Annotated in this window: 21 protein-coding genes; 17 read left to right on the forward strand and 4 right to left on the reverse strand. The window is 55.3% G+C overall.

What is annotated here, in order from left to right; all coding sequences use genetic code 11:
- Positions 1 to 6: 6 nt before the first annotated feature.
- The 17 genes from F3I44_RS11600 to F3I44_RS11680 all read left to right on the forward strand — a co-directional run bounded on the left by F3I44_RS11600 (position 7) and on the right by F3I44_RS11680 (position 18,693).
- Entirely contained in the window at positions 7 to 252 is a 246-nt protein-coding gene (locus tag F3I44_RS11600; RefSeq protein ID WP_150015282.1) for a hypothetical protein, read from the forward strand.
- 752 nt (positions 253 to 1,004) lie between these two features.
- A complete protein-coding gene (gene flhD, locus F3I44_RS11605) occupies positions 1,005 to 1,358 on the forward strand; it encodes a flagellar transcriptional regulator FlhD (protein ID WP_150015283.1) in 354 nt (117 codons plus the stop codon).
- Entirely contained in the window at positions 1,355 to 1,933 is a 579-nt protein-coding gene (gene flhC / locus F3I44_RS11610) for a flagellar transcriptional regulator FlhC (protein WP_013358233.1), read from the forward strand. The genes flhD and flhC overlap by 4 nt, the downstream gene beginning before the upstream one ends.
- 133 nt (positions 1,934 to 2,066) lie before the next feature.
- Positions 2,067 to 2,954, forward strand: a complete 888-nt coding sequence (motA, locus tag F3I44_RS11615; protein ID WP_150015284.1) for a flagellar motor stator protein MotA — start codon at positions 2,067 to 2,069, stop codon at positions 2,952 to 2,954.
- Entirely contained in the window at positions 2,951 to 3,895 is a 945-nt protein-coding gene (motB, locus tag F3I44_RS11620; RefSeq protein ID WP_150015285.1) for a flagellar motor protein MotB, read from the forward strand. Before motA ends, motB begins: the two co-directional genes overlap by 4 nt.
- A gap of 11 nt (positions 3,896 to 3,906) precedes the next feature.
- Positions 3,907 to 5,889: a chemotaxis protein CheA gene (gene cheA / locus F3I44_RS11625; RefSeq protein ID WP_190285952.1), complete on the forward strand. Its 1,983-nt coding sequence runs from the start codon at positions 3,907 to 3,909 to the stop codon at positions 5,887 to 5,889.
- 23 nt (positions 5,890 to 5,912) lie between these two features.
- Positions 5,913 to 6,410, forward strand: coding sequence for a chemotaxis protein CheW (gene cheW / locus F3I44_RS11630; RefSeq protein ID WP_150015287.1), 498 nt, complete (start codon positions 5,913 to 5,915; stop codon positions 6,408 to 6,410).
- A gap of 165 nt (positions 6,411 to 6,575) precedes the next feature.
- Complete coding sequence (locus F3I44_RS11635; RefSeq protein WP_150015288.1) at positions 6,576 to 8,246, forward strand: methyl-accepting chemotaxis protein; 1,671 nt, start codon at positions 6,576 to 6,578, stop codon at positions 8,244 to 8,246.
- Positions 8,247 to 8,438: 192 nt separating this feature from the next.
- Positions 8,439 to 10,001, forward strand: coding sequence for a methyl-accepting chemotaxis protein (locus tag F3I44_RS11640; protein WP_150015289.1), 1,563 nt, complete (start codon positions 8,439 to 8,441; stop codon positions 9,999 to 10,001).
- A 105-nt stretch (positions 10,002 to 10,106) separates the two neighbouring features.
- Positions 10,107 to 11,783 (forward strand): methyl-accepting chemotaxis protein, encoded by a 1,677-nt coding sequence (locus F3I44_RS11645; RefSeq protein WP_150015290.1) that lies wholly within the window; start codon positions 10,107 to 10,109, stop codon positions 11,781 to 11,783.
- An 80-nt stretch (positions 11,784 to 11,863) separates the two neighbouring features.
- Positions 11,864 to 12,736, forward strand: a complete 873-nt coding sequence (cheR, locus tag F3I44_RS11650) for a protein-glutamate O-methyltransferase CheR (protein ID WP_150015291.1) — start codon at positions 11,864 to 11,866, stop codon at positions 12,734 to 12,736.
- Positions 12,736 to 13,785: a chemotaxis response regulator protein-glutamate methylesterase gene (locus F3I44_RS11655; RefSeq protein ID WP_150015331.1), complete on the forward strand. Its 1,050-nt coding sequence runs from the start codon at positions 12,736 to 12,738 to the stop codon at positions 13,783 to 13,785. The genes cheR and F3I44_RS11655 overlap by 1 nt, the downstream gene beginning before the upstream one ends.
- A gap of 39 nt (positions 13,786 to 13,824) precedes the next feature.
- Positions 13,825 to 14,214: a chemotaxis response regulator CheY gene (cheY, locus tag F3I44_RS11660; protein WP_010258559.1), complete on the forward strand. Its 390-nt coding sequence runs from the start codon at positions 13,825 to 13,827 to the stop codon at positions 14,212 to 14,214.
- A gap of 9 nt (positions 14,215 to 14,223) precedes the next feature.
- The gene (gene cheZ, locus F3I44_RS11665; protein ID WP_013358224.1) at positions 14,224 to 14,865 is read left to right on the forward strand and encodes a protein phosphatase CheZ; all 642 of its coding nucleotides are present in this window, start codon (positions 14,224 to 14,226) and stop codon (positions 14,863 to 14,865) included.
- Positions 14,866 to 15,057: 192 nt separating this feature from the next.
- Positions 15,058 to 16,209, forward strand: a complete 1,152-nt coding sequence (gene flhB, locus F3I44_RS11670) for a flagellar biosynthesis protein FlhB (RefSeq protein ID WP_150015292.1) — start codon at positions 15,058 to 15,060, stop codon at positions 16,207 to 16,209.
- Positions 16,202 to 18,301 carry a flagellar biosynthesis protein FlhA gene (gene flhA / locus F3I44_RS11675; protein WP_150015293.1) on the forward strand — a complete coding sequence of 700 codons (2,100 nt, stop codon included), beginning with the start codon at positions 16,202 to 16,204 and terminating at the stop codon, positions 18,299 to 18,301. The genes flhB and flhA overlap by 8 nt, the downstream gene beginning before the upstream one ends.
- Positions 18,301 to 18,693: a flagellar protein FlhE gene (locus F3I44_RS11680; protein ID WP_150015294.1), complete on the forward strand. Its 393-nt coding sequence runs from the start codon at positions 18,301 to 18,303 to the stop codon at positions 18,691 to 18,693. The genes flhA and F3I44_RS11680 overlap by 1 nt, the downstream gene beginning before the upstream one ends.
- An 89-nt stretch (positions 18,694 to 18,782) precedes the next feature.
- On the opposite strand, the gene F3I44_RS11685 is transcribed toward F3I44_RS11680, so the two are convergent.
- From F3I44_RS11685 to F3I44_RS24125, 4 genes are all read right to left on the reverse strand, one after another.
- Positions 18,783 to 19,781, reverse strand: a complete 999-nt coding sequence (locus F3I44_RS11685; protein ID WP_150015295.1) for an aldo/keto reductase — start codon at positions 19,779 to 19,781, stop codon at positions 18,783 to 18,785.
- A gap of 238 nt (positions 19,782 to 20,019) precedes the next feature.
- Positions 20,020 to 20,931, reverse strand: a complete 912-nt coding sequence (locus F3I44_RS11690; protein ID WP_150015296.1) for a LysR family transcriptional regulator — start codon at positions 20,929 to 20,931, stop codon at positions 20,020 to 20,022.
- 83 nt (positions 20,932 to 21,014) lie between these two features.
- On the reverse strand, positions 21,015 to 22,745 hold the full coding sequence (gene argS / locus F3I44_RS11695; RefSeq protein WP_150015297.1) for an arginine--tRNA ligase: 1,731 nt from the start codon (positions 22,743 to 22,745) through the stop codon (positions 21,015 to 21,017).
- A gap of 210 nt (positions 22,746 to 22,955) precedes the next feature.
- Positions 22,956 to 23,078 carry a hypothetical protein gene (locus F3I44_RS24125; RefSeq protein ID WP_009089698.1) on the reverse strand — a complete coding sequence of 41 codons (123 nt, stop codon included), beginning with the start codon at positions 23,076 to 23,078 and terminating at the stop codon, positions 22,956 to 22,958.
- Positions 23,079 to 23,216: the final 138 nt, after the last annotated feature.

Here is a 23,216-nt window from a genome sequence, read left to right on the forward strand (position 1 = left end):
GGAATAATGGAAGCAGCGATACCATCGGGGTATCGCTGCTTTTTTTTCGGCCCAGCTCACAGAAAACTCGCCCGCTATCTGTTAACGACCTGGTGCTGCGATTATCTGCCGATGACCTCAGTAGCGGCTAAGAGTGGCCTGTTATATGCAAAGAACCCCGAAAACCCTGTCATACTGTTGCCTGCCGCTTTCTTTAACTACTTTGCTAAAGTTTTTCTTCAGGCTGCCGATAGTCATAATGCCAACGCATAACCTGCCGTTAATTCATTCGTCTTTCTTATGTAACCCCTTGTTACATTGGGTGTCGGAGCCTGAACATCCCGCTGTCACTGTTAACACCAGGTTGCCAGAAACCCCCCTTACTGCCGTCGAAACCTTAACGATTTCATTACTCACACCCTGCAATACTCCCCTTAAGTAACTAATTTAACAGCAAATAACTCCCTGCCTTGCCAGCATAATATCCTGATAACCCTCTTTTAGATGGTTCTAAATAGGGTGTTAAAACGATTAACACTCGATAATCATTCCGGACTGCTTAAAGCGATGAATAGCGATGCTTTTACCCCCTATTAAACCTTTCTCAGGACAAATTGGACTTAAAAACACACATTTTTGTTCAAAAAGCGACCACTCAGCGAGTAATCGTAAAGGGTTGCTGAAGAAATTTGCGTTAAAAGTGTGATCTGCGTCACACTTTATCTAAAATTTCATCTGGCTGTCGTTGTATGTCGAAATCAGACGATATAGATTTGCGTTGTTTTCGGAATAGTCCTAAAAAATGTAAGAAGACGTCACGGAAGATGTCCGGAACTCGAAAATAGAATGGCATGGATTTTCGACCTTCAGTGGGTCTGAAACCCACGAAAATAGAAGGCGAAAAACAGTGACATTGAAATTATGTGAAGTTTTTTTTGCCATCTTTTGATTTAACAAACAGCAGCTCGAACCGCAGATTTTAATCTGCGATACAGTTACGTCGCATCTCTCAGGATGGAAAAATAATGGGCACCTCTGAAGTACTGAAACATATTTATGACCTTAACTTGTCTTATTTACTGCTCGCGCAGCGTTTAATTAACCAGGATAAAGCTTCTGCAATGTTTCGCCTCGGTATTGACGAAAAAATGGCGAACGCATTATCTGAATTAACATTGCCTGAGATGGTAAAAATGGCGGAAACCAATCAGCTGGTTTGCCAGTTTCGTTTTACCGATAGCAACACCATTAATCGCCTGACGCAGGAATCACGCGTGGATGATTTACAACAAATCCACACCGGCATTTTATTATCAAGCCGTTTACTGCGTAATGCGTCTAAAGATGAAGCGCCTGCTAAAAAGAGAGCAATGTCATGAGTGAGAAAAGTATTGTTCAGGAAGCCCGTGATATTCAGCTCGCCATGGAGCTCATCACTTTAGGTGCGCGCTTGCAGATGTTAGAGAGTGAAACTCAGCTGAGCCGTGGTCGTCTGATCAAGCTCTATAAAGAATTACGTGGCAGTCCGCCGCCAAAAGGCATGCTGCCGTTCTCCACGGACTGGTTTATGACGTGGGAGCAGAACATCCATGCTTCTATGTTCTGTAACGCCTGGAAATTTTTACTGAAAACCGGTTTGTGCAGCGGCGTCGATGCCGTGATCAAAGCTTACCGTTTATATCTCGAACAGTGTCCGCAATCGGACGAGGGCCCGCTGTTGGCGCTGACCCGCGCCTGGACCCTGGTCCGATTCGTTGAAAGTGGCATGCTGGAACTGGCGGATTGCAAATGCTGTAATGGCAGCTTTATTAATCATGCGCATCAGCCGGTTGGCAGCTTTACCTGCAGCCTGTGCCAGCCACCATCACGTGCCGTAAAAAGACGTAAACTTTCTGCAGAACCTGCCGATATGTTTCCACAACTGCTGGATGAACAGGTTAAACACGCCGTTTAAGTTTGTTCGCACTGTGGAATTCATCCAGCAGCGGTTAATACCGCTGCTTTTTTTTTGCTTGCGGTTCAGGAATAACGCCTGCGGCTCTCTGGCTTAACTGCCACCAACACGTTATGAACGTAAGGATTTTTTTGTGCTGATAATTATAGGTTACCTGATTGTTATAGGCTCCGTGTTGGGCGGATATGCGCTGGTCGGTGGCCATCTGGGCGCGCTTTATCAGCCAGCCGAATTATTGATGATCGGCGGTGCCGGTGCCGGTGCTTTTTTAGTCGGCAACAATGGTAAGTCGATTAAAAAAACGATGAAAGCGCTGCCACTGTTATTTCGCGGCTCCAAATACAATAAAGCGGTTTATATGGATTTGATGTCGCTGCTTTATCGCCTGATGGCGAAGTCGCGTCAGCAGGGCATGTTATCGCTGGAGCGTGATATTGAAGATCCCAGCCAGAGTGAAATTTTTGCTAATTATCCCCGCATTCTTGCCGATAAACAGTTAGTAGATTTTATTACCGATTATTTGCGCCTGATGGTCAGCGGCAACATGAACGCCTTTGAAATCGAAGCGTTGATGGATGAAGAGATCGAGACCTACGAACACGAGTGTGACGTACCAGCGCAAAGTATTGCAGCAGTGGGCGATGGTCTTCCGGCTTTTGGCATCGTGGCGGCGGTAATGGGCGTGGTTCACGCACTGGCCTCGGCCGATCGTCCGGCGGCTGAACTCGGTGCGCTGGTGGCCCATGCGATGGTGGGAACGTTCCTGGGCATTTTGCTGGCCTACGGATTTATTTCTCCACTGGCGTCAGTCCTGCGTCAGAAGTGTGCGGAAACCACCAAGATGATGCAGTGCATCAAGGTGACTTTGCTGTCGAGCCTTAATGGATACGCGCCGCAGATTGCGGTGGAGTTTGGTCGTAAAACCCTTTACTCCGCCGAGCGCCCATCGTTCAGCGAACTTGAAGAGCATGTACGTAACGCCAAGAACCCGGCTAAACAGACTTCAGACGAGGCTTCATGAAACACGGCAATCGCCCAATTGTGCTGATCAAAAAGCGCAAACATAAAGGCCATGAAGGCAGCCACGGATCGTGGAAGATTGCCTACGCCGACTTTATGACGGCGATGATGGCCTTTTTTATGGTGATGTGGCTGCTGTCGATCGCCAACCCGCAGGAACTGGTGCAGATTGCAGACTACTTCAAAACGCCGCTTAAGGTCGCGATTACCGGCGGCGCGCGCAGCAGCGACAGCGATAGCCCGATCCCTGGCGGCGGTGACGATCCGACCAAAAAGATTGGCGAAGTGAACAAAGTCGTCGATATGGACGCCCAGAAACGCAAGCTGGATGAGATTCGCCTTAACCGGCTGCGTGAAAAGCTCGACCAGATGATTGAAGCGGATCCACGTCTCAAAGCGCTGCGGCCGCATCTGATCATCAACATGGTGGAAGAGGGACTGCGTATTCAGATTATCGACAGCCAGAATCGCCCGATGTTTAAGACCGGCAGTGCCGAGGTGGAGCCGTATATGCGCGACATTTTGCGTGCGATAGCGCCGATCCTCAATGACATCCCGAACCGCATCAGCCTGGCCGGACATACCGATGATTTCCAGTATGCCAGCGGTGACAAAGGCTACAGCAACTGGGAACTCTCTACCGACCGCGCTAACGCCTCACGCCGGGAACTGGTAATGGGCGGTCTGGATAGTGGCAAAATTTTACGGGTGTTAGGTATGGCCGACACCATGCGCCTGAAAAATCGTGGCGGTAATGACGCAGTTAACCGCCGCATCAGCCTGCTGGTGTTGAACCACGACACCGAAGCGGCAATAGAAAAAGAGAACGCAGAAAGTGATGCCGTCCAGATCAGCGATCCGGCGGCCATTGAAAAAATTACCGCACCGCCAGCACCCCAGGGCAGCGCGGTGAATACAGCAGCCCCCTCACAGCCGAGGTGATTCCCGTGAGTATGGACATCAGCGATTTTTACCAGACGTTTTTTGATGAAGCCGATGAGCTGTTAGCGGATATGGAACAACACCTGTTGGGCCTGGACCCGCAGGAGCCAGATTCGGAACAGCTAAACGCCATCTTCCGTGCCGCCCACTCCATTAAGGGTGGGGCCGGAACCTTTGGTTTTACGGTATTACAGGAAACGACTCATATCCTGGAAAACATTCTGGATGGTGCTCGTCGCGGCGAGATGCAGCTCAGCACCGACATCATCAACCTGTTTTTGGAAACCAAAGATATTATGCAGGAACAGCTCGATGCTTATAAAACCGCGCAGGAGCCTAACGCGGAGAGCTTCAAATATATCTGTGAAGCGCTGCGCCAGCTGGCGCTCGAGGCGAAAGGTCTGCCGGTTGATGTGCCGGCGACGGTAACCCCTGCCAGCGCGGAACCGGCCAGCACCAGCGGTCTGCGGGTACAGCTGATCGACCTCAAAGAAAAAGAAGTCGACCTGATGCTGGAAGAGATGAGCAATCTCGGGACCCTGACCAATGTGCAGAAGGGCAGCACCACGCTGGACGTCTGCATTGATGGCGTCGGTAAAGATGACATCGTGGCGGTGCTCTGCTTCGTCATCGACGAAGCGCAGATCCGCTTCCCGGACGCTGACGAAGCGGTTGCCGCGCCGGTTGCTGCTGTTGCAGCCGCCGCACCGGTAGCAGAAGAGGTTCACACCGCCAGCGTTACCGAACTGCCCGTGGCAGCGGCGAAGCGTGAAAGTAAGCGCGTCGCGGCACCGGCGAAGTCGAGCGAATCTTCCAGCATCCGTGTTGCGGTAGAGAAGGTCGATCAGCTGATCAACCTGGTGGGTGAACTGGTGATTACCCAGTCGATGCTTGCCCAGCGTTCCGGTGAACTCGACCCGGTGGCGCACGGCGACCTGCTGAACAGCATGGGGCAGCTGGAGCGTAACGCCCGCGACCTGCAGGAATCGGTGATGTCGATTCGTATGATGCCAATGGAATATGTCTTCAGCCGCTTCCCGCGTCTGGTGCGTGACCTGGCGAGCAAACTCGGCAAAGAGGTCGAACTGACCCTGCTGGGCAGCTCAACCGAACTTGATAAGAGCCTGATCGAACGCATCATCGACCCGTTAACGCATCTGGTGCGTAACAGTCTTGACCACGGTATCGAAACGCCAGAGAAACGTCTGGTGGCCGGTAAGGTGGCCACCGGTAACCTGACGCTTTCCGCGGAACACCAGGGCGGTAACATCTGTATCGAAGTGTCAGATGATGGTGCCGGCCTGAACCGTGAACGTATTCTGGCTAAAGCCCTGTCATCGGGCCTGCCGGTTCATGAGAACATGAGCGACGAAGAGGTCGGCATGCTGATCTTCGCACCGGGCTTCTCTACGGCGGAGCAGGTGACGGATGTGTCAGGACGCGGCGTCGGAATGGACGTGGTGAAACGAAATATTCAGGAGATGGGCGGTCACGTTGAAATCGCCTCGAAGCAGGGTAAAGGCACCACTATTCGTATCCTGCTGCCGCTGACGCTGGCCATCCTTGATGGCATGTCCGTCCGCGTGGCGGATGAAGTCTTTATTTTGCCGTTGAATGCGGTGATGGAATCACTGCAACCGCGTGCCGAAGAGCTGAAACCGCTGGCCGGTGGCGAGTGCGTGCTGGAAGTGCGTGGTGAATATCTGCCACTGGTCGAGTTGTGGAACGTCTTTGATGTGCAGGGTGCCAAAACCGAGGCCACGCAGGGCATCGTGGTGATCCTGCAGAGCGCGGGCAAACGTTACGCGCTGCTGGTTGATCAGCTGATTGGTCAGCATCAGGTGGTGGTGAAGAACCTGGAAAGTAACTATCGCAAAGTGCCGGGCATCTCCGCCGCGACCATTCTTGGCGATGGTAGCGTAGCGCTGATTGTTGATGTATCAGCACTGCAGTCACTTAACCGTGAAAAACGTGTGGCCGGCGCTGCCGCCTGACAGATAACGAAAGGGTAAATAACATGAATGGAATGGCAACCGTGACAAAAATCGCTGGCGAAACTGTGGGTCAGGAGTTTCTGGTCTTCACGCTGGGCGACGAAGAGTACGGCATCGATATCCTCAAAGTTCAGGAAATTCGCGGTTACGATCAGGTAACGCGTATTGCGAATACCCCTGAATTCATCCGCGGCGTCACGAATCTGCGCGGCGTAATCGTGCCGATTATCGATCTGCGCGTAAAGTTTGCGCAGCCTGACGTTGAGTACAATGACAACACCGTGGTCATCGTACTGAATCTGGAAAATCGCGTGGTCGGTATCGTGGTCGATGGTGTTTCTGACGTGCTGTCACTGACCCAGGATCAGATCCGACCTTCACCAGAGTTCGCGGTAACTATGTCTACCGAGTACCTGACCGGTCTGGGTGCGCTGGGCGAACGCATGCTGATTCTGGTCGACATTGAGAAGCTGCTGAGCAGCGACGAGATGGCGCTGGTGGATAACCTGCGTACCGCGTAATCGCATCATCACGGGCTGGCTTAGGCTGGCCCGTAATCGTTACAGACTGTAATAGTTTCTTTTGAATTCATATCCTTAAAACCGACGTCCGCCCTAATTTCCTGCTCTCACCTGTCGATAATCTCACTGCTACTTTTAAATCACCTACATTGTTCAGGGTTACTCATGTTAACGAAAATCCGTGTGGTCACCAGCCTGTTACTGGTGTTACTGGTATTCGGGCTGTTACAGGCCTTATCCGGTTCTGTCTTTTACTCTGCATTAAGCCACGATAAACAAAGTTTCGCTGTGTCACAGCTGGCGATGCAAAACACGCAGGCGCTCAATGACGCTTATATGAGTCTCAACCAGAGCCGTGTTTTGCTGACCCGCGTTCAGCTGCGTATCGCCACCAGCAAACTGGAAGGTAAAACGGCTGATGTTGCTTCGTTGTTTGAAGAGAGTCAGCGCTTCCAGCAGGCTGCAGCGGGTTTCTACAAGACGTTCAAAGAGACGCCAGATACCCCAGGACAGGATGAGCAACTTAACAATCAGCTTGACCAGCGCTTCAATGATTATACGGGCGCGCTGAACAGCCTGCAGAGTGCGCTGCAGGTCAATGATATGGCCACAGCCGCAAAAGCTCCGGTGGCACCGAGCCAGAGTGCGTTTCTGACGCTTTACCGCGAATGGCGGGCCGATCAGAGTCGCCTGACCACGCTAGGCGTGGCCGAGAACAGTAACGCTTACAGCCGTATGATGTGGATCCTTGCCGCTATTATGAGCGTCGTGGTGGCGGTGATCGTGCTTTGCTGGTTTGGCCTGCGCAAAATCGTGATAAACCCGCTGAATGGCAGCATTAACCATATCCAGCATATCGCTCAGGGTGATTTAACCCAGCCGATCGTGGTGGAAGGACGTAACGAGATGACACAGCTCGCCGCCAGCCTGCATGACATGCAGCAGTCGCTGGTCCGCACTGTAACCCATGTCCGTGAAGGATCGGATGCGATTTTCACCGGTGCCAGTGAAATCTCTGCCGGAAACAATGACCTTTCCGCCCGCACAGAACAGCAGGCGGCATCTCTGGAGCAGACGGCGGCCAGTATGGAGCAGCTCACCGCCACCGTGAAACAGAACGCCGAAAACGCCCGCCAGGCGTCACAGCTGGCACTCAGCGCGTCCGAAACCGCAGAAAAAGGCGGCAGCGTGGTGGCGGGTGTGGTGAAAACCATGAGCGAAATTGCTGGCAGTTCAAAGAAGATTGCTGATATCACCAGTGTGATTGATGGGATCGCGTTCCAGACGAATATTCTGGCGCTCAACGCTGCCGTTGAAGCAGCGCGTGCCGGTGAACAGGGTCGCGGTTTTGCGGTAGTCGCGGGCGAGGTGCGTAGTCTGGCACAGCGCAGCGCCCAGGCCGCCAAAGAGATCAAAGGACTGATTGATGATTCAGTCAACCGCGTCAGCGTGGGTTCGCAACTGGTCGGCACCGCCGGGGAAACCATGAGCGATATCGTCAGTGCAGTCACACGCGTCACCGACATTATGGGCGAAATCGCCTCGGCGTCGGATGAGCAGAGTCGTGGTATCGATCAGGTCGGGCAGGCCGTCACCGAGATGGATCGCGTCACCCAGCAGAACGCCTCGCTGGTAGAAGAGTCCGCGGCAGCGGCCGCGTCGCTGGAAGATCAGGCCAGCCGTTTAAGCCAGTCAGTCTCTGTCTTTAAAATCGAACGTGAAACCAGGCAGACGCTGACAAAGCATCTGCCGATTGCTTCGTCAGCAACAAAGGCGCTGGCACCACGTAAAGCCCTGACGGCCCCGGTCAGTGATACAAACTGGGAAACCTTCTGATTTATGCTGCGCATCCTGCGGGTTGCGCAGCCACCCCCTTTAATCCGCTGCTTAAAGCCAAACTCAGCAGCTCCTGCTGATAAAATTAATTACAAAAGCCACTTCTCTTCTGAAAGCGCCGAAAAGCATTAATTAATCCTATAAACACGCCGATATAGCCGCTGCACCTAAATTAACCTGCAGGGGAACGAGATGTTAAAAAAAATAAAAGTGGTGACCAGTTTAATCGCAGTTCTGGTTATCTTTGGCGCGCTCCAGTTAGTCGCTGGCAGCCTTTTCTGGTCAGCACTCAATAAAGACAAAGAGTCCTTCGCACTGTCGCAGGTCTCTAATCGCAATGTCACCGAGATGACTGACGCTTATATTGCCTTAAACAACAGTCGTACCACGCTGAACCGCGGCATGCTGCGCTTACAGACCAGCATGGCATCGGAGATGAACGGCGGTCAGCTTGATGAACTGATTGTCAAAGCGAATAAACAGCTGGTTGAAGCCGAGCGCCACTTCAAAATCTATTACCACCTGCCAACCACGCCGGGTCTTGACGAGAAGCTGGGTGACAAGCTGGAAGCTGACTACGCGAATTACGAAAATGGCCTGAAAGCGATGGTAAAAAGCCTGCAGGCGCGCGATCTGGAAGGCATGTTTAAACAGAATATTGAGCAGAAGCAGGTGGCGATGCAGGGCAGCTATGACAAATGGCGTGCGCTCCAGACCGCACTTTCCGATCAGGGTATGGAAAAGAATCAGAAAGCGTTTACACAGATGATGTGGCTGCTGGCCACCATTGGTGTTGTGGTGCTGGTGGTGATTATTACCTGCTGGTTTGGCCTGCGCCAGGTGCTGATTCAGCCTCTGCAACAGTTGCTGGTGCAGATTCGCGCTATCGCCTCCGGCGATTTGACCCAGCCGATTGTGGTTGAAGGACGTAATGAGATGAGCCAGCTGGCGGCCGGCATTCATGAGATGCAGCAGTCACTGGTGATGACGGTGGGTAATGTGCGTGACGGTTCTGACGCCATATTTACCGGTGCCAGCGAAATCGCAGCCGGTAATAACGACCTGTCAGCCCGCACCGAAGAGCAGGCGGCCTCGCTGGAGCAGACTGCAGCCAGCATGGAGCAACTCACCGCCACGGTGAAACAGAATGCTGATAACGCCCGTCAGGCCTCACAGCTGGCGCTGACCGCCTCAGAAACCGCGCAGCAGGGCGGCAAAGTGGTGAATGGCGTGGTGACGACCATGAAAGAGATTGCGGGCAGCTCGAAGAAGATCGCAGACATTATCAGCGTGATCGACGGTATTGCCTTCCAGACCAACATCCTGGCGCTGAATGCCGCGGTTGAGGCGGCGCGTGCCGGTGAACAGGGTCGCGGTTTTGCGGTGGTGGCTGGTGAAGTGCGCAGTCTGGCACAGCGCAGTGCTCAGGCCGCGAAAGAGATCAAAGGGCTGATTGAGGACTCGGTGTCTCGCGTCAACAGCGGTTCACTGCAGGTTGAAAGCGCAGGCAGCACTATGAATGAGATTGTGGGTGCCGTTACCCGCGTAACCGACATCATGGGCGAGATCGCCTCTGCATCAGACGAGCAGAGCCGTGGCATTGAGCAGGTCGGTCTTGCCGTCACCGAAATGGATCGCGTGACCCAGCAGAATGCCTCGCTGGTGGAGGAGTCAGCCGCCGCCGCTGCCGCACTGGAGCAGCAGGCCAGCGTCCTCACCCAGGCCGTCTCGGTTTTCAAAATTTCCCGCGCCTGATTTTCTGCCTTTCAGCGTGGCGGCGGTTTAAAGCCGTTGCCACGCATAAAGTTCCCCCCGACGCCGCCGATAAATAAACACGAATCGCCAACCAATGAGGTCTTTATGTTTAGTCGAGTACGCGTTGTTTCCGGCCTGCTATGTGTGCTGGCGCTGTTTGCGCTGCTGCAGCTGTTTTCCGGCGGAATGTTTTTCAAAACTGTCAGTTCAGATAAAGAGAATTTTGCCTACAACCAGCGTCTGAATACGTTGCAACAGGCGATGGGCACCTCATGGGTTTCGCTGGTTCAGGCGCGTAACACCCTCAACCGCGCCGGTATTCGTTTTCTGCAGGATGCGCAGATGTCGGGATCGGGTGCCAGCGTAAAAGAGCTGGTCGCACTGGCGGGCGAGGAGCTGAAACAGGCGGAAATCAACTATCAGATCTTTAACGATAATCTGTCAGAACAGGGCAAAACGGCTGAAAACGTCCTGGCGCTACAGGCGAATTATAAGGCCTATCACGATGCGCTGGCAGAGCTGATGGTGTTTTTCACCACCGGCAACTTTAAAGGGTTTGTGGATCAGCCCACGCAGAGTTTCCAGGACAAGTTCCAGAAAGATTACAGCGCCTGGCTTGAGACCAATAAACAGATGGCACAGCAGGGGGTGGAAGCCAACCAGCAGGCCTATAGCCGCTCCATCACTATCGTCATCGCCACGCTGGCCGTGACCTTGCTGATGATTATCCTGGTGTGGAACGTGATGCGCTCCGTGCTGATCCGCCCTTTGCGTCAGAGCATTGAGCATATTCAGCACATCGCGCGCGGTGATCTGACTCAGCCGGTTGAGATTACCGTGCGCAACGAAATCGGTGAGTTACTGACGTCACTGCAGCATATGCAGCAGGAGCTGGCACGTACCGTCCGTACCGTCCGTGACGGCTCGGATGCCATCTATACCGGTGCCAGCGAAATCTCCATCGGTAATAACGATCTCTCTTCGCGTACCGAACAGCAGGCCGCCTCGCTGGAGCAGACCGCTGCCAGCATGGAGCAGCTCACCGCGACCGTGAAGCAGAATGCCGAAAACGCCCGTCAGGCGTCGAAGCTGGCGTTGACCGCCTCTGAAACCGCGCAGCAGGGCGGGAAAGTGGTGGATGGCGTGGTTACCACCATGAAAGAGATTGCGGGCAGTTCCAAAAAGATTGCCGATATCACCAGTGTGATCGACGGCATCGCCTTCCAGACCAACATCCTGGCACTGAATGCGGCGGTTGAAGCCGCACGCGCCGGTGAGCAGGGTCGCGGCTTTGCCGTCGTGGCGGGTGAAGTACGCAACCTGGCGCAGCGTAGCGCTCAGGCCGCCAAAGAGATCAAGGGTCTCATCGAAGATTCCGTTAGCCGCGTTAATACCGGATCGGTGCTGGTAGAGAGCGCCGGTGACACCATGAGCAACATCGTCAGCGCGGTCACACGCGTCACTGACATCATGGGCGAGATCGCTTCTGCGTCAGACGAACAGAGCCGTGGCATTGACCAGGTGGGCCTTGCGGTGACCGAGATGGATCGCGTCACGCAGCAGAACGCCTCACTGGTTGAAGAGTCAGCGGCAGCGGCTGCAGCGCTCGAAGATCAGGCAAGTCACTTAAAACAAGCGGTATCAGTGTTCAATATTGGTAAAGAATTTGTCGCTCAGGCCGTTAACAAGACAACGGCGACAAAAACGCTCCAGTCAGATGCACCGTTAGCCGTTGGTCGTTCGTCTGCGGTACGCAGCGACGACAACTGGGAAACCTTTTAATCGCCCGTGGCCCGGCCGCCATTGAGCCGCCGGGCATCGCAGCAGAAAAATAATATATTCAGTTCGGGCCAGGTGCAGAGATGAAAAAATCGACAATTTTAGATCAAAGTGAGACGACAACGCTGCTGTCGCAGATGGTGCAGCGTTTACCGCTCTCCGATACGCATTTTCGTCGTATCAGCCAGCTGATCTATCAGCGTGCCGGTATCGTACTGGCCGATCATAAGCGTGAGATGGTTTACAACCGTCTGGTTCGTCGCCTGCGCACGCTGAATATCGATGATTTCGGTCGTTACCTGGCGCTGCTGGAGTCCGATCCGAACAGTGCCGAATGGCAGGCGTTTATCAACGCCCTGACCACCAACCTGACCGCGTTCTTCCGCGAAGCGCATCACTTCCCGATTCTGGCGGAGCATGCACGTAAGCGACAGGGCAACTTCAGCGTCTGGAGTACCGCGGCGTCAACCGGTGAAGAGCCTTATTCCATCGCCATGACGCTGGCGGAAACGCTGGGAACCGGGCCAGGTAAGTTCCAGGTCCATGCCAGCGATATCGACACGCAGGTGCTGGAAAAAGCGGTATCGGGTGTCTATCGCCAGGAGGAGCTGCGTACGCTGTCACCGGCGCAAATGCAGCGCTTTTTCCTGCGCGGCACCGGTCCACACGCCGGAATGGTGCGAGCGCGTCCCGAGCTGACCAATATGGTCACCTATGCACAGCTTAACCTGCTGGCCAACGACTGGGCGCTGCCGGGCCAGTTCGACGCAATTTTCTGTCGCAATGTGATGATCTATTTCGATAAAGAGACGCAGGAGAAGATTCTGCGTCGGTTCGTCCCGCTGCTGAAGCCGGGCGGCATCCTGTTCGCCGGACACTCAGAAAACTTTAGTCAGATCAGTAAAGAGTTCTGGCTGCGTGGACAAACCGTCTATGGACTGACGAAGGAAAGATGATGAGCAAAATCACCGTGATGTGCGTAGATGACTCTGCGCTGATGCGGCAGTTGATGACCGAGATCATCAACAGCCATCCGGATATGGAGATGGTCGCTACGGCGCCCGATCCGCTGGTCGCCCGCGATTTGATTAAGCAGTTTAATCCGCAGGTGCTGACGCTGGATGTGGAAATGCCGCGCATGGATGGCCTCGATTTCCTGGAAAAACTGATGCGATTACGGCCAATGCCGGTGGTGATGGTTTCATCGCTGACCGGGAAAGGCTCCGAAATCACCCTGCGTGCGCTGGAACTGGGGGCGGTGGATTTCGTCACCAAACCTCAGCTCGGCATCCGCGAAGGCATGCTGGGCTACAGCCAGATGATTGGCGACAAAATCCGCGCGGCGGCCCGTGCCCGCCTGCACAACCGTGCAGCGATGCCAGTACCAGCGACGCTGAAAGCGGGGCCACTGCTGAGTAGTGAGAAGCTGATTGCGATTGGCTCCTCTACCGGCGGCACCGAGGCGATTCGTCACGTGCTGCAGCCGTTACCGGCTACCAGCCCGGCGCTGCTGATTACCCAGCATATGCCGCCAGGCTTTACCCGCTCTTTTGCCGAGCGTCTGAACAAGCTGTGTCAGATCACGGTGAAAGAGGCCGAAGACGGTGAGCGTATTCTGCCGGGGCACGCTTATATCGCACCAGGCGCGATGCACATGGAGCTGGCCCGAAGTGGTGCCAACTATGTAGTGAAACTGAATGAAGGTCCACCGGTTAACCGGCACAAACCCTCAGTGGATGTGCTGTTTAAATCGGTGGCAACGTACGCCGGACGAAATGCAGTAGGGGTCATCCTTACCGGAATGGGTAACGATGGTGCCGCCGGGATGCTGGAAATGCATCGGGCAGGTGCCTGGACTATCGCCCAGAACGAAGCCAGCTGTGTGGTATTTGGCATGCCGCGTGAGGCCATCGCCACAGGCGGCGTGAGTGAAGTCGTGGATTTAAGCAACATCAGCCAGCATATGCTGGCGAAAATTAGCGCCGGACAGGCATTGCGTATTTAACAGGCCCGTCCCGCCGGGCGAGACAACTCAGGAGTAGATATGGCTGATAAAAACATGCGCTTTTTGGTAGTAGACGACTTCAATACGATGCGTCGTATTGTGCGTAACCTGCTGAAAGAGCTGGGCTTCAATAACGTAGAAGAAGCGGAAGATGGTGTGGATGCCCTCGGCAAACTGAAAGCGGGTGGCTTCGACTTCGTGATTTCCGACTGGAACATGCCAAACATGGATGGCCTGCAGCTGCTGCAGACCATTCGTGCCGATGCGGCGATGAGTTCGCTGCCGGTGCTGATGGTGACCGCGGAAGCGAAGAAAGAGAACATTATCGCCGCCGCCCAGGCGGGAGCCAGCGGATATGTCGTGAAGCCATTCACTGCGGCAACCCTGGAAGAGAAGCTGGGCAAAATTTTCGAAAAACTGGGCATGTAAGGAGATGTGATGAGCGACTTTCCGAAACCAACTGAGGATGCCGCGGCACACGACATCATTTCACGTATTGGCTCACTGACGCGCATGCTGCGCGACAGTCTGCGCGAGCTGGGGCTGGATAAAGCCATTGCCGATGCAGCTGAAGCCATTCCTGATGCCCGCGATCGTCTTGATTATGTGGTGCAGATGACGGCGCAGGCCGCCGACCGTGCGCTGAACTGTGTTGAAGCTGCACAACCCCATCAGGATAAGATGGAAGCCGGGGCAACTCAGCTGAAAGGGCGTTGGGATGCGTGGTTTGAGAACCCGATTGAACTGGGTGATGCGCGGGAGTTGGTGACGGATACGCGCGAATTCCTCACCGCCGTGCCTGAGCACACCGCGTTTACCAACAAGCAGCTGCTTGAAATCATGATGGCGCAGGATTTCCAGGACCTGACCGGTCAGGTGATCAAGCGCATGATGGATGTGATCCAGGAAATCGAGCGCCAGCTGTTAATGGTGCTGCTGGAAAACATGCCAGAGGTCAGCGCTGAGAAGCGTCAGGAAGGCACCAGCCTGTTGAACGGACCGCAGATTCACGCTGATGCACCAGGCGTGGTGGCGAACCAGGATCAGGTTGATGACCTGCTGGACAGCTTAGGGTTTTAATCCGGTTTCGTCCGCCTGCGGGCGGGCAAAACGGCTCGCAGCGTCAAATAACTGGGTCACCTTCGGGAGGCCCCGTTCCGCATTGTCAGACCCATCCCCCAAAGAACGCCCTTTTTCCCCATCTTATCTCCGCTTTAACTTAAGCCAGATTTGGCATTCTAAGCTCAGAATTCCTGCCAACCGAGGTTTGTCGTGGCTGAAGATAGCGACGAAGACAAAACAGAATCGCCCACGGCTCACCGACTTGAGAAAGCGCGTGAAGAGGGCCAGATTCCGCGTTCGCGCGAACTGACGTCACTGCTGATGCTGCTGGCCGGCATCATGATCCTGTGGATGGGCGGCAACATGATGGCGCACCGGCTGGCAGCGATGGTCGCCACCGGGCTTCGTTTTGACCACGGCATGGTCAGAGATGACAAAATTATCGTCAGCCATATCGGCAGCCTCATTACCCAGGCACTGATGGCGCTGCTGCCGCTAATGGGGGGGCTGGTGCTGGTGGCCATCGCCGCGCCCATGCTGCTGGGCGGTATTGTTTTCAGCGGTAAATCGATTAAGTTCGACCTGAAGAAGATGAGCCCGATGGCAGGTTTCAAGCGGATGTTCGCCGCGCAGGCCTGGACCGAACTGTTTAAAGGCATCCTTAAGACGATCCTGGTCGGCGCAGTGGGCTGGTGGTACATCTGGAGCCACTGGCCGGAGATGCTGCGGCTGATCAGCGAATCGCCCGTCACTGCGCTGATTCACGGCATGCAAATGATCGCGGTCTGCTGTTCACTGGTCATGCTCGGGCTGATCCCGATGGTGGGATATGACGTCTTCTGGCAGCTCTACAGCCACGTTAAAAAGCTGAAGATGTCGATGCAGGAGATCCGTGACGAGCATAAGCAGCAGGAAGGTGACCCGCACGTTAAAGGGCGCATCCGGCAGCAGATGCGCGCCGCCGCGCGCCGCCGAATGATGGCCGATGTGCCAAAAGCCGATGTCATCGTCACTAACCCGACGCACTATTCGGTGGCACTGCAGTACAACGAGAAGAAGATGAGCGCGCCGAAGGTTGTGGCTAAGGGCGCAGGCGAAATCGCCCTGAGAATTCGTGAACTGGCTGCCGAACATCGCATCCCGGTTCTGGAAGCACCGCCGCTGGCGCGTGCGCTATACCGACATACCGAAATTGGTCAGCACATCCCCGGCGCGCTCTATGCTGCCGTGGCCGAGGTACTGGCGTGGGTCTGGCAGTCGCGCCGCTGGAAGCGCGAAGGTGGCCTGATCCCAACCAAACCAAAAAACCTGCCGGTTCCGGCAGAGATGGACTTTGCAGGAGAGAGCAAAAACGATGGCTAATAACCTGGCCGCAAAACTACGTTTACCGGGCAACTTTAAAGATATGCAGTGGCAGGTGCTGGCCGGGCCGGTGCTGATCCTGCTGATCCTGTCGATGATGGTTCTGCCATTACCGCCGTTCATCCTCGATCTGCTGTTCACCTTTAATATTGCGCTGTCGATCATGATCCTGCTGGTGTCGATGTTCACCCAGCGGACCCTGGAGTTTGCGGCGTTCCCTACCGTTCTTCTCTTCTCTACGTTGCTGCGTCTGGCACTGAACGTGGCCTCAACCCGTATCATCCTGATGGAGGGGCACACCGGTGCCGCCGCGGCAGGGCAGGTCGTTGAAGCCTTCGGTCACTTCCTGGTGGGCGGTAACTTCGCCATCGGTATCGTGGTGTTTATCATCCTGGTCATCATTAACTTCATGGTTATCACCAAGGGTGCAGGTCGTATCGCCGAAGTGGGCGCGCGCTTTGTACTGGACGGGATGCCTGGTAAGCAGATGGCGATCGATGCCGACCTCAACGCCGGTCTGATCGGTGAAGATGAAGCTAAACGCCGCCGTGCTGAAGTGACCCAGGAAGCGGACTTCTACGGTTCGATGGATGGTGCCAGTAAGTTCGTTCGTGGTGATGCTGTCGCCGGTATCATGATCATGGTGATCAACGTCATCGGCGGCCTGCTGGTGGGTGTGGTGCAGCATGGTATGGATGTCGGGCATGCCGCAGAGACCTATACGCTGCTGACCATCGGTGATGGTCTGGTTGCTCAGATCCCGGCGCTGGTTATCTCTACCGCAGCGGGTGTTATCGTGACGCGCGTCGCCACCGATCAGGATGTCGGCGAGCAGATGGTTACCCAGCTCTTCAAGGATCCCCGCGTGCTGATGCTCAGCGCCGGGGTGATTGGCCTGCTGGGTCTGGTGCCTGGTATGCCTAACTTCGTCTTCCTGCTGTTCACCGCCGCCTTGCTGGGTCTGGCCTGGTGGCTGCGCGGACGCGAAATGCAGCCGAAGAAGAAAGTGGACGTTGCTGGCAGCATCAGTAACAAAGTGGCAGCAGACACGCCCGCCGCGACCGAAGCCTCCTGGACCGATGTACAGCTGGAAGATACGCTGGGCATGGAAGTGGGCTATCGCCTGATTCCGATGGTCGATCATCAGCAAAACGGCGAGCTGCTGGGTCGTATCCGCAGTATCCGTAAGAAAGTTGCGCAGGATGTGGGTTTCCTGCCGCCAGTGGTACATATCCGTGACAACATGGAGTTGCCTCCTGCGCGCTATCGCATCCTGATGAAAGGGGTGGAGATTGGCAGTGGTGATGCCTATCCTGGCCGCTGGATGGCGATTAACCCGGGCACGGCTGCCGGCAGTCTGCCGGGAGAAGCAACGGTCGATCCGGCCTTTGGCCTGGCGGCGGTCTGGATCGACAGCGCGTTGAAAGAGCAGGCGCAGATTCAGGGCTTTACCGTAGTAGAAGCCAGTACCGTGGTGGCAACACACCTCAACCATCTGATCGGCCAGTTCGCCAGCGAGCTGTTTGGCCGTCAGGAAGCGCAGCAGCTGCTGGATCGCGTGACGCAGGAGATGCCAAAGCTGACCGAAGATCTGGTACCGGGGGTGATCTCACTGACCACGCTGCATAAGGTACTGCAGAACCTGCTGGTGGAGCGGGTCTCGATTCGCGATATGCGCACCATTATCGAAACGCTGGCGGAACATGCGCCGGTACAGAGCGATCCACAGGAGCTGACCAGCGTGGTACGTGTGGCGCTGGGTCGCGCGATTACGCAGCAGTGGTTCCCGGGCAATGATGAAGTGCAGGTTATCGGGCTGGATTCCACGCTTGAGCGCCTGCTGTTACAGGCGTTGCAGGGCGGTGGCGGCCTGGAGCCGGGGCTGGCCGATCGGCTGTTAAGCCAGGCACAGGCGGCATTGCAGCGTCAGGAGATGCTGGGTGCGCCACCGGTGCTGCTGGTCAATCATCCGCTGCGAGCGCTGCTGGCGCGGTTCCTGCGCCGTAATCTGCCGCAGCTGGTCGTACTCTCGAATCTGGAGCTGAGCGACAACCGCCAGATCCGTATGACTGCTACCATCGGAGGCAAATAATGCGCGGGCTGCTGTTGGTGCTCTTCATGCTGCCGATGGTGGCTCAGGCGGCCGGTGGTGCCTGGAGCGCCACGGCCAACGGACCGCTGCTGGCGAATCGTGGCAGCTGGCAACGGGCGCAGCCGCTGACGCCACCCGCCGATGTCGGCGGGGAGGTCAGCATCATTAACTGGCGTTATGAGCTGAGCAGACCTGCGCCGTCGGGCCTGGAAGTGCGGCTGTGCGGCGAACAGCGCTGCACCACGCTGGAGGGTGCCAGCGGCACCACACGCGGGCTGGCACATCTCAACGCCGGTGAAACCCTGCATATGGTCTTTGGTTTTGCCGGCAGCGGAGCGTTGCCACCGGGATTACGGGTGGTAAGCAGCGAAGTGATGGTCAATTACCAGTAAGCGTCTTGCTGCTGAATTGAGTGAAGGGGAGCCAGAATTCTGTTTCTGGCTCCTTTCCGCAGCACGGTGCGCAAGTGCGCAATATGTCTTCAGGCGTTAACTCCCTTCATTCCCTCCTCAGAATAGCGGCCGCCTTTGACCTCAATCTGCTGATGAATCGTATTCAGTAACCCTACGTCGTCCTCTTCCAGCCTGATATCTGCGGCGTGCGCATTCTCAGTGAGATAAGCGATCTGTCTGGTGCCCGGAATCGGGACAATTTTGTCATACTGTGCCAGCAACCATGCCAGCGCAATCTGCCCGGTAGTGGCGTTATATTTCTCAGCCAGCGGCGCGATCGCGTTAAGAAGGTTGAGATTGTGGTCGAGATTTTGTTGCTGGAAGCGGTCATTCTTTTTGCGAAAGTCGCCTTCAGTAAAATCGCTGTTGTTACGGTATTTACCGGTGAGAAAACCTCTGCCCAGCGGCGAGTAGGGCACCAGTCCGATGCCGAGCTGTTTCACCATCGGCAGGATCGCCGCCTCAATGTCCCGCGTCCAGAGTGAATATTCCGTCTGTAATGCCGCCAGGGGATGCACGGCATGCGCCCGCTTCAGCGTGGCGGCAGAGGCTTCGCACAATCCGATCCGTGCAATCTTGCCCTGTTGCACCAGACTGCTGAGGCACGCCATGCTCTCCTCAATCGGTGTCGCCGGACTGATACGATGCAGATAGAACAGGTCGATGCGCTCAACGCCCAGCCGTTTCAGCGACGCGTGGCAGCTGCGGATAATGTAGTCCGGCTCATTATTAATGGTGCGGGCATAGGCCTCATCGGCTGGCCGGGCGATGCCACATTTGGTGGCGATGGTAAATGTCTGCCGGTCGGCCTGGCTTAGCCCGGCGAGAAACTGACCGATCAACTGCTCGTTGTGGCCACGGCCATAAAGATCGGCGGTATCGATAAAGTTGATGCCGGTTTCGCGTAACTGGTTAAGCAGCTGCAGGGAGTGGCGGTCGTCGGTCTGACCATAAAATTCGCTCAGCCCCATTGCGCCATAACCGATTGCGCTGACGTCCAGCCCCTGAGATAACGTGCGTGTTTTCATTGTCTCTCCTCGTGAATGAGTCGCTATTGTTTCACTCATACCGACAGCCATGAATTGCTATTCCGGCAATGCCAGAAAGGTATCAGGCAGGTGAATAAATAACCGGAGAAGCGGCGACGGAGGCGATTAATTGCACAACGGAAAAGCGCGGGAATGGGAAATTAACGCTTCGTTTTGAGGGGGCGTAAATATAGCTTCGCCGATGAAGTGCGGCTTTTTGTACCGGAATGCCTTACTTTTAAGGGGATAATTTTTCCAGCGCCGCGAGTATCGCCTCGTTTTTTTCATCGGCACGGATAGCCGCATACACATCAATGGCTAAGTGCCGGGCCGCTCGTTCGCTCAGCGGCCGGTAGCAGAGTCCGGCCTGGTTGAAGGTACATTTTGACCGGGGCATCAGGGCGAAACCCTTGCCTCTGGCGATATGCGACAGCATCAGCAGTGAATCTTCCGGCTCCCGCTGCCGTTTCAGCGTCACGCAGAGCGTAGCGAAGTAGCGCTCACATTTGTCGTAGAACAGCGGATTGGCACTGCGCGCGAACCAGAACATGGGCAGGTCAGCAACGGCCTCAGGCGAAACCTGTTCCGCCCGTGCGGCAGGATGAGATGCGGGCAGGACGACCAGCAGCGGCTCGCGGTAAACCCAGGTGTAGTGGACGGCCTCATCAGCCTCCGCGCCTTTTTCTCCGGTGAGGATTAAATCGAGCGTGTTACGGGCCAGGTTCTGCAGCAGCTGCGCGGAGGTCAGGCTGGGCATCTCCATCTCTTCATTGGCACGAAGTGCAACGAGCTGCTGGTTAAGCGGCGTGATAGCTTCAAAGTTCAGCGTTCGGGTTACGCCGATACGCAGGCGCGAGACAACAGGGTCCGCACGCTGGGTTAAGGCTTCGAGGGCGATGAGGATCGCTTCCGCTTTAGCAACCAGAGCCTGCCCGGATTCGGTGAGCGTTACCTCGTGGGGCGTCCGGCTGAAGAGGGGCTGCCCCAGCAGATCTTCCAGATTCTGAATCTGGCGGGTCAGGGGAGGCTGCGTCATTCTGAGCCGTTCGGCCGCCCGGCGAAAGTTAAGCTCATGCGCGACAGCCAGAAAGCATTGCAACTGCCTGACCGCAGGAAGGTGATTGCTGATGAGATGCGCTGCTACAGACATGAGGTCGTTCTGCCACTCAGAGAAGGGGGAATAAGGCAGGAGCAGCTAGCGACGGAGAGGGAAGACCCTCTCCGTCCCGGCGATTACATGCGCTCCACGGTGTCAATACCGAGCGTATCCAGACCCAGCTTCAGCGTCTTCGCGGTCAGCGCCGCCAGCTGCAGTCGGCTCAGACGCGTCGCTTCTGATTCTGCGCTGAGAATCGGACAGTGCTCGTAGAATCCGGAGAACAGACCGGCCAGATCATAGAGATAAGCACACATCACGTGTGGTGTGCCATCGCGAGCCACCTGCATGATAACCTCTTCGAACTGCAGCAGGCGGGTTGCCAGCTGTGCTTCGCGCTCTTCGCTGATGACAATCTCTGCATCCAGCGAATCGGCATCAATGCCCGCCTTGCGGAATACCGAGAGTACGCGGGTGTAGGCGTACTGCATGTAAGGTGCCGTGTTACCTTCGAAGGCCAGCATATTGTCCCAGTCGAAGATGTAGTCGGTTGTGCGGCTTTTTGACAGGTCAGCGTATTTCACCGCGCTGATGCCCATCACTTCCGCCAGCGCTTTGACTTCCGCTTCGCTCATCTCCGGATTCTTCTCACGCACCAGCGTGTAGGCACGCTGCCAGGCTTCATCCAGCAGATCGGAGAGCTTGATAGTGCCGCCGCTGCGGGTTTTAAACGGACGGCCATCTTTGCCCAGCATCATGCCAAACGCATGGTGCTCCAGCGGCACAGATTCCGGCACATAACCCGCTTTACGCACGATGGTCCAGGCCTGAACAAGATGCTGATGCTGACGGGAGTCGATGTAGTAGAGCACACGATCGGCTTTCAGCGTTTCGTAACGGTATTTCGCACAGGCGATATCAGTCGTGGTGTAGAGGTAGCCGCCATCCTTTTTCTGGATGATGACGCCCATCGGCTCACCTTCTTTGTTCTGGAATTCATCCAGGAACACCACGGTCGCGCCTTCGCTTTCCACAGCCAGACCTTTCTGTTTCAGGTCGGCAACAATGCCAGGCAGCATATCGTTATAGAGGCTTTCACCCATTACGTCGTTGCGCGTCAGCGTCACCTTCATGCGGTCGTAGATTTTCTGGTTCTGACTCATGGTGATGTCGACCAGCTTCTTCCACATCTGGCGGCAGTATGCATCGCCACCCTGTAATTTCACTACGTAACCGCGCGCACGCTCGGCAAACACAGGATCTTCATCATAGGTGCGCTTGGCTTCACGGTAGAAGCCTTCGAGATCGGCCAGCGCCATCTCAGCGTGGTTTTCATTCTGCTGTTTTTCCAGGAACGCAATCAGCATGCCGAACTGCGTACCCCAGTCGCCAACGTGGTTCGCACGGATCACCTTGTGTCCGAGAAACTCCAGCGTACGCACCGCCGCGTCACCAATGATGGTGGAGCGGATGTGACCCACGTGCATCTCTTTCGCAACGTTGGGCGCAGAGTAGTCGACCACAATGGTCTGGGGTTCGGCCAGCTGCACACCAAGACGCGGCAGACTCAGTGCTTCGCGGGCATGCTTTGCCAGCCAGTTGTGGTCAAGGAAAATATTGATGAAGCCCGGTCCGGCAATTTCAACTTTGCTGGCGATGCCGGTCAGGTCGAGGTGCTGAATAACCGCTTCCGCTAATTGTCGCGGTGCCTGCCCCAGCTTTTTTGCCACAGCCATAATGCCGTTGGCCTGATAGTCTCCAAACTGAACCCGGGCAGACTGACGAACCTGCGGTTCGCAATCGGCGGGTGCGCCGGCTAAAACCATTGCCTGACTGACTTTTGCGGAAAGAAGTGCCTGAATATTCACCGAGTTACCTTCATGTGCTGAACAACGCCCGGAACAAAAAGCCGGGCTGTCATCATCTTGCCTGAGCGCATCGCGTAACGAATAGGCAGAAACGGATGGGGCAGACAAAACGGAAAAAAATGAGGGGAAAAGTATACGTGAAATGTGGATGGGCGTCAGTAGTTGGATGAAGCGGGGAAACAGAGCTGAAGAAGATGTTTCCCGTAGGCGTTAACGACGTCGCAGATGACGGCGTGGGTTCTTTACGCTTTTATCTTCACGCACCTTCCAATGGCGGGAGATTGCAAACCCCATCAGTGCGATCAGGACAGCGACAACGATGAGCATAGACATAGAGCCATTCCTTTTGGTTGTGTTAGGTCAAATTTATAGGAAGGTGGGGGAGGCTGCAATTGTTTGTCGTTCAAATGAGAGTTATCTTATTGTATTAAAGAAGGTGTTTTAAATCAATTAATTAAGCTACTTTCATCA

It is taken from the genome of Pantoea sp. F_5, from assembly GCF_008631595.1.
GTDB lineage: Bacteria > Pseudomonadota > Gammaproteobacteria > Enterobacterales > Enterobacteriaceae > Pantoea > Pantoea gossypiicola.

What these genes read in the sequence shown, in the direction of transcription:
- F3I44_RS11600 (WP_150015282.1), top strand. Translation starts at nt 7, where the DNA reads ATGGAAGCAGCGATACCATCGGGGTATCGCTGCTTTTTTTTCGGCCCA.
- flhD (WP_150015283.1), top strand. Translation starts at nt 1,005, where the DNA reads ATGGGCACCTCTGAAGTACTGAAACATATTTATGACCTTAACTTGTCT.
- flhC (WP_013358233.1), top strand. Translation starts at nt 1,355, where the DNA reads ATGAGTGAGAAAAGTATTGTTCAGGAAGCCCGTGATATTCAGCTCGCC.
- motB (WP_150015285.1), top strand. Translation starts at nt 2,951, where the DNA reads ATGAAACACGGCAATCGCCCAATTGTGCTGATCAAAAAGCGCAAACAT.
- cheA (WP_190285952.1), top strand. Translation starts at nt 3,907, where the DNA reads ATGGACATCAGCGATTTTTACCAGACGTTTTTTGATGAAGCCGATGAG.
- cheW (WP_150015287.1), top strand. Translation starts at nt 5,913, where the DNA reads ATGAATGGAATGGCAACCGTGACAAAAATCGCTGGCGAAACTGTGGGT.
- F3I44_RS11635 (WP_150015288.1), top strand. Translation starts at nt 6,576, where the DNA reads ATGTTAACGAAAATCCGTGTGGTCACCAGCCTGTTACTGGTGTTACTG.
- F3I44_RS11640 (WP_150015289.1), top strand. Translation starts at nt 8,439, where the DNA reads ATGTTAAAAAAAATAAAAGTGGTGACCAGTTTAATCGCAGTTCTGGTT.
- F3I44_RS11645 (WP_150015290.1), top strand. Translation starts at nt 10,107, where the DNA reads ATGTTTAGTCGAGTACGCGTTGTTTCCGGCCTGCTATGTGTGCTGGCG.
- cheR (WP_150015291.1), top strand. Translation starts at nt 11,864, where the DNA reads ATGAAAAAATCGACAATTTTAGATCAAAGTGAGACGACAACGCTGCTG.
- F3I44_RS11655 (WP_150015331.1), top strand. Translation starts at nt 12,736, where the DNA reads ATGAGCAAAATCACCGTGATGTGCGTAGATGACTCTGCGCTGATGCGG.
- cheY (WP_010258559.1), top strand. Translation starts at nt 13,825, where the DNA reads ATGGCTGATAAAAACATGCGCTTTTTGGTAGTAGACGACTTCAATACG.
- cheZ (WP_013358224.1), top strand. Translation starts at nt 14,224, where the DNA reads ATGAGCGACTTTCCGAAACCAACTGAGGATGCCGCGGCACACGACATC.
- flhA (WP_150015293.1), top strand. Translation starts at nt 16,202, where the DNA reads ATGGCTAATAACCTGGCCGCAAAACTACGTTTACCGGGCAACTTTAAA.
- F3I44_RS11680 (WP_150015294.1), top strand. Translation starts at nt 18,301, where the DNA reads ATGCGCGGGCTGCTGTTGGTGCTCTTCATGCTGCCGATGGTGGCTCAG.
- F3I44_RS11685 (WP_150015295.1), bottom strand. Translation starts at nt 19,781, where the DNA reads ATGAAAACACGCACGTTATCTCAGGGGCTGGACGTCAGCGCAATCGGT.
- F3I44_RS11690 (WP_150015296.1), bottom strand. Translation starts at nt 20,931, where the DNA reads ATGTCTGTAGCAGCGCATCTCATCAGCAATCACCTTCCTGCGGTCAGG.
- F3I44_RS24125 (WP_009089698.1), bottom strand. Translation starts at nt 23,078, where the DNA reads ATGTCTATGCTCATCGTTGTCGCTGTCCTGATCGCACTGATGGGGTTT.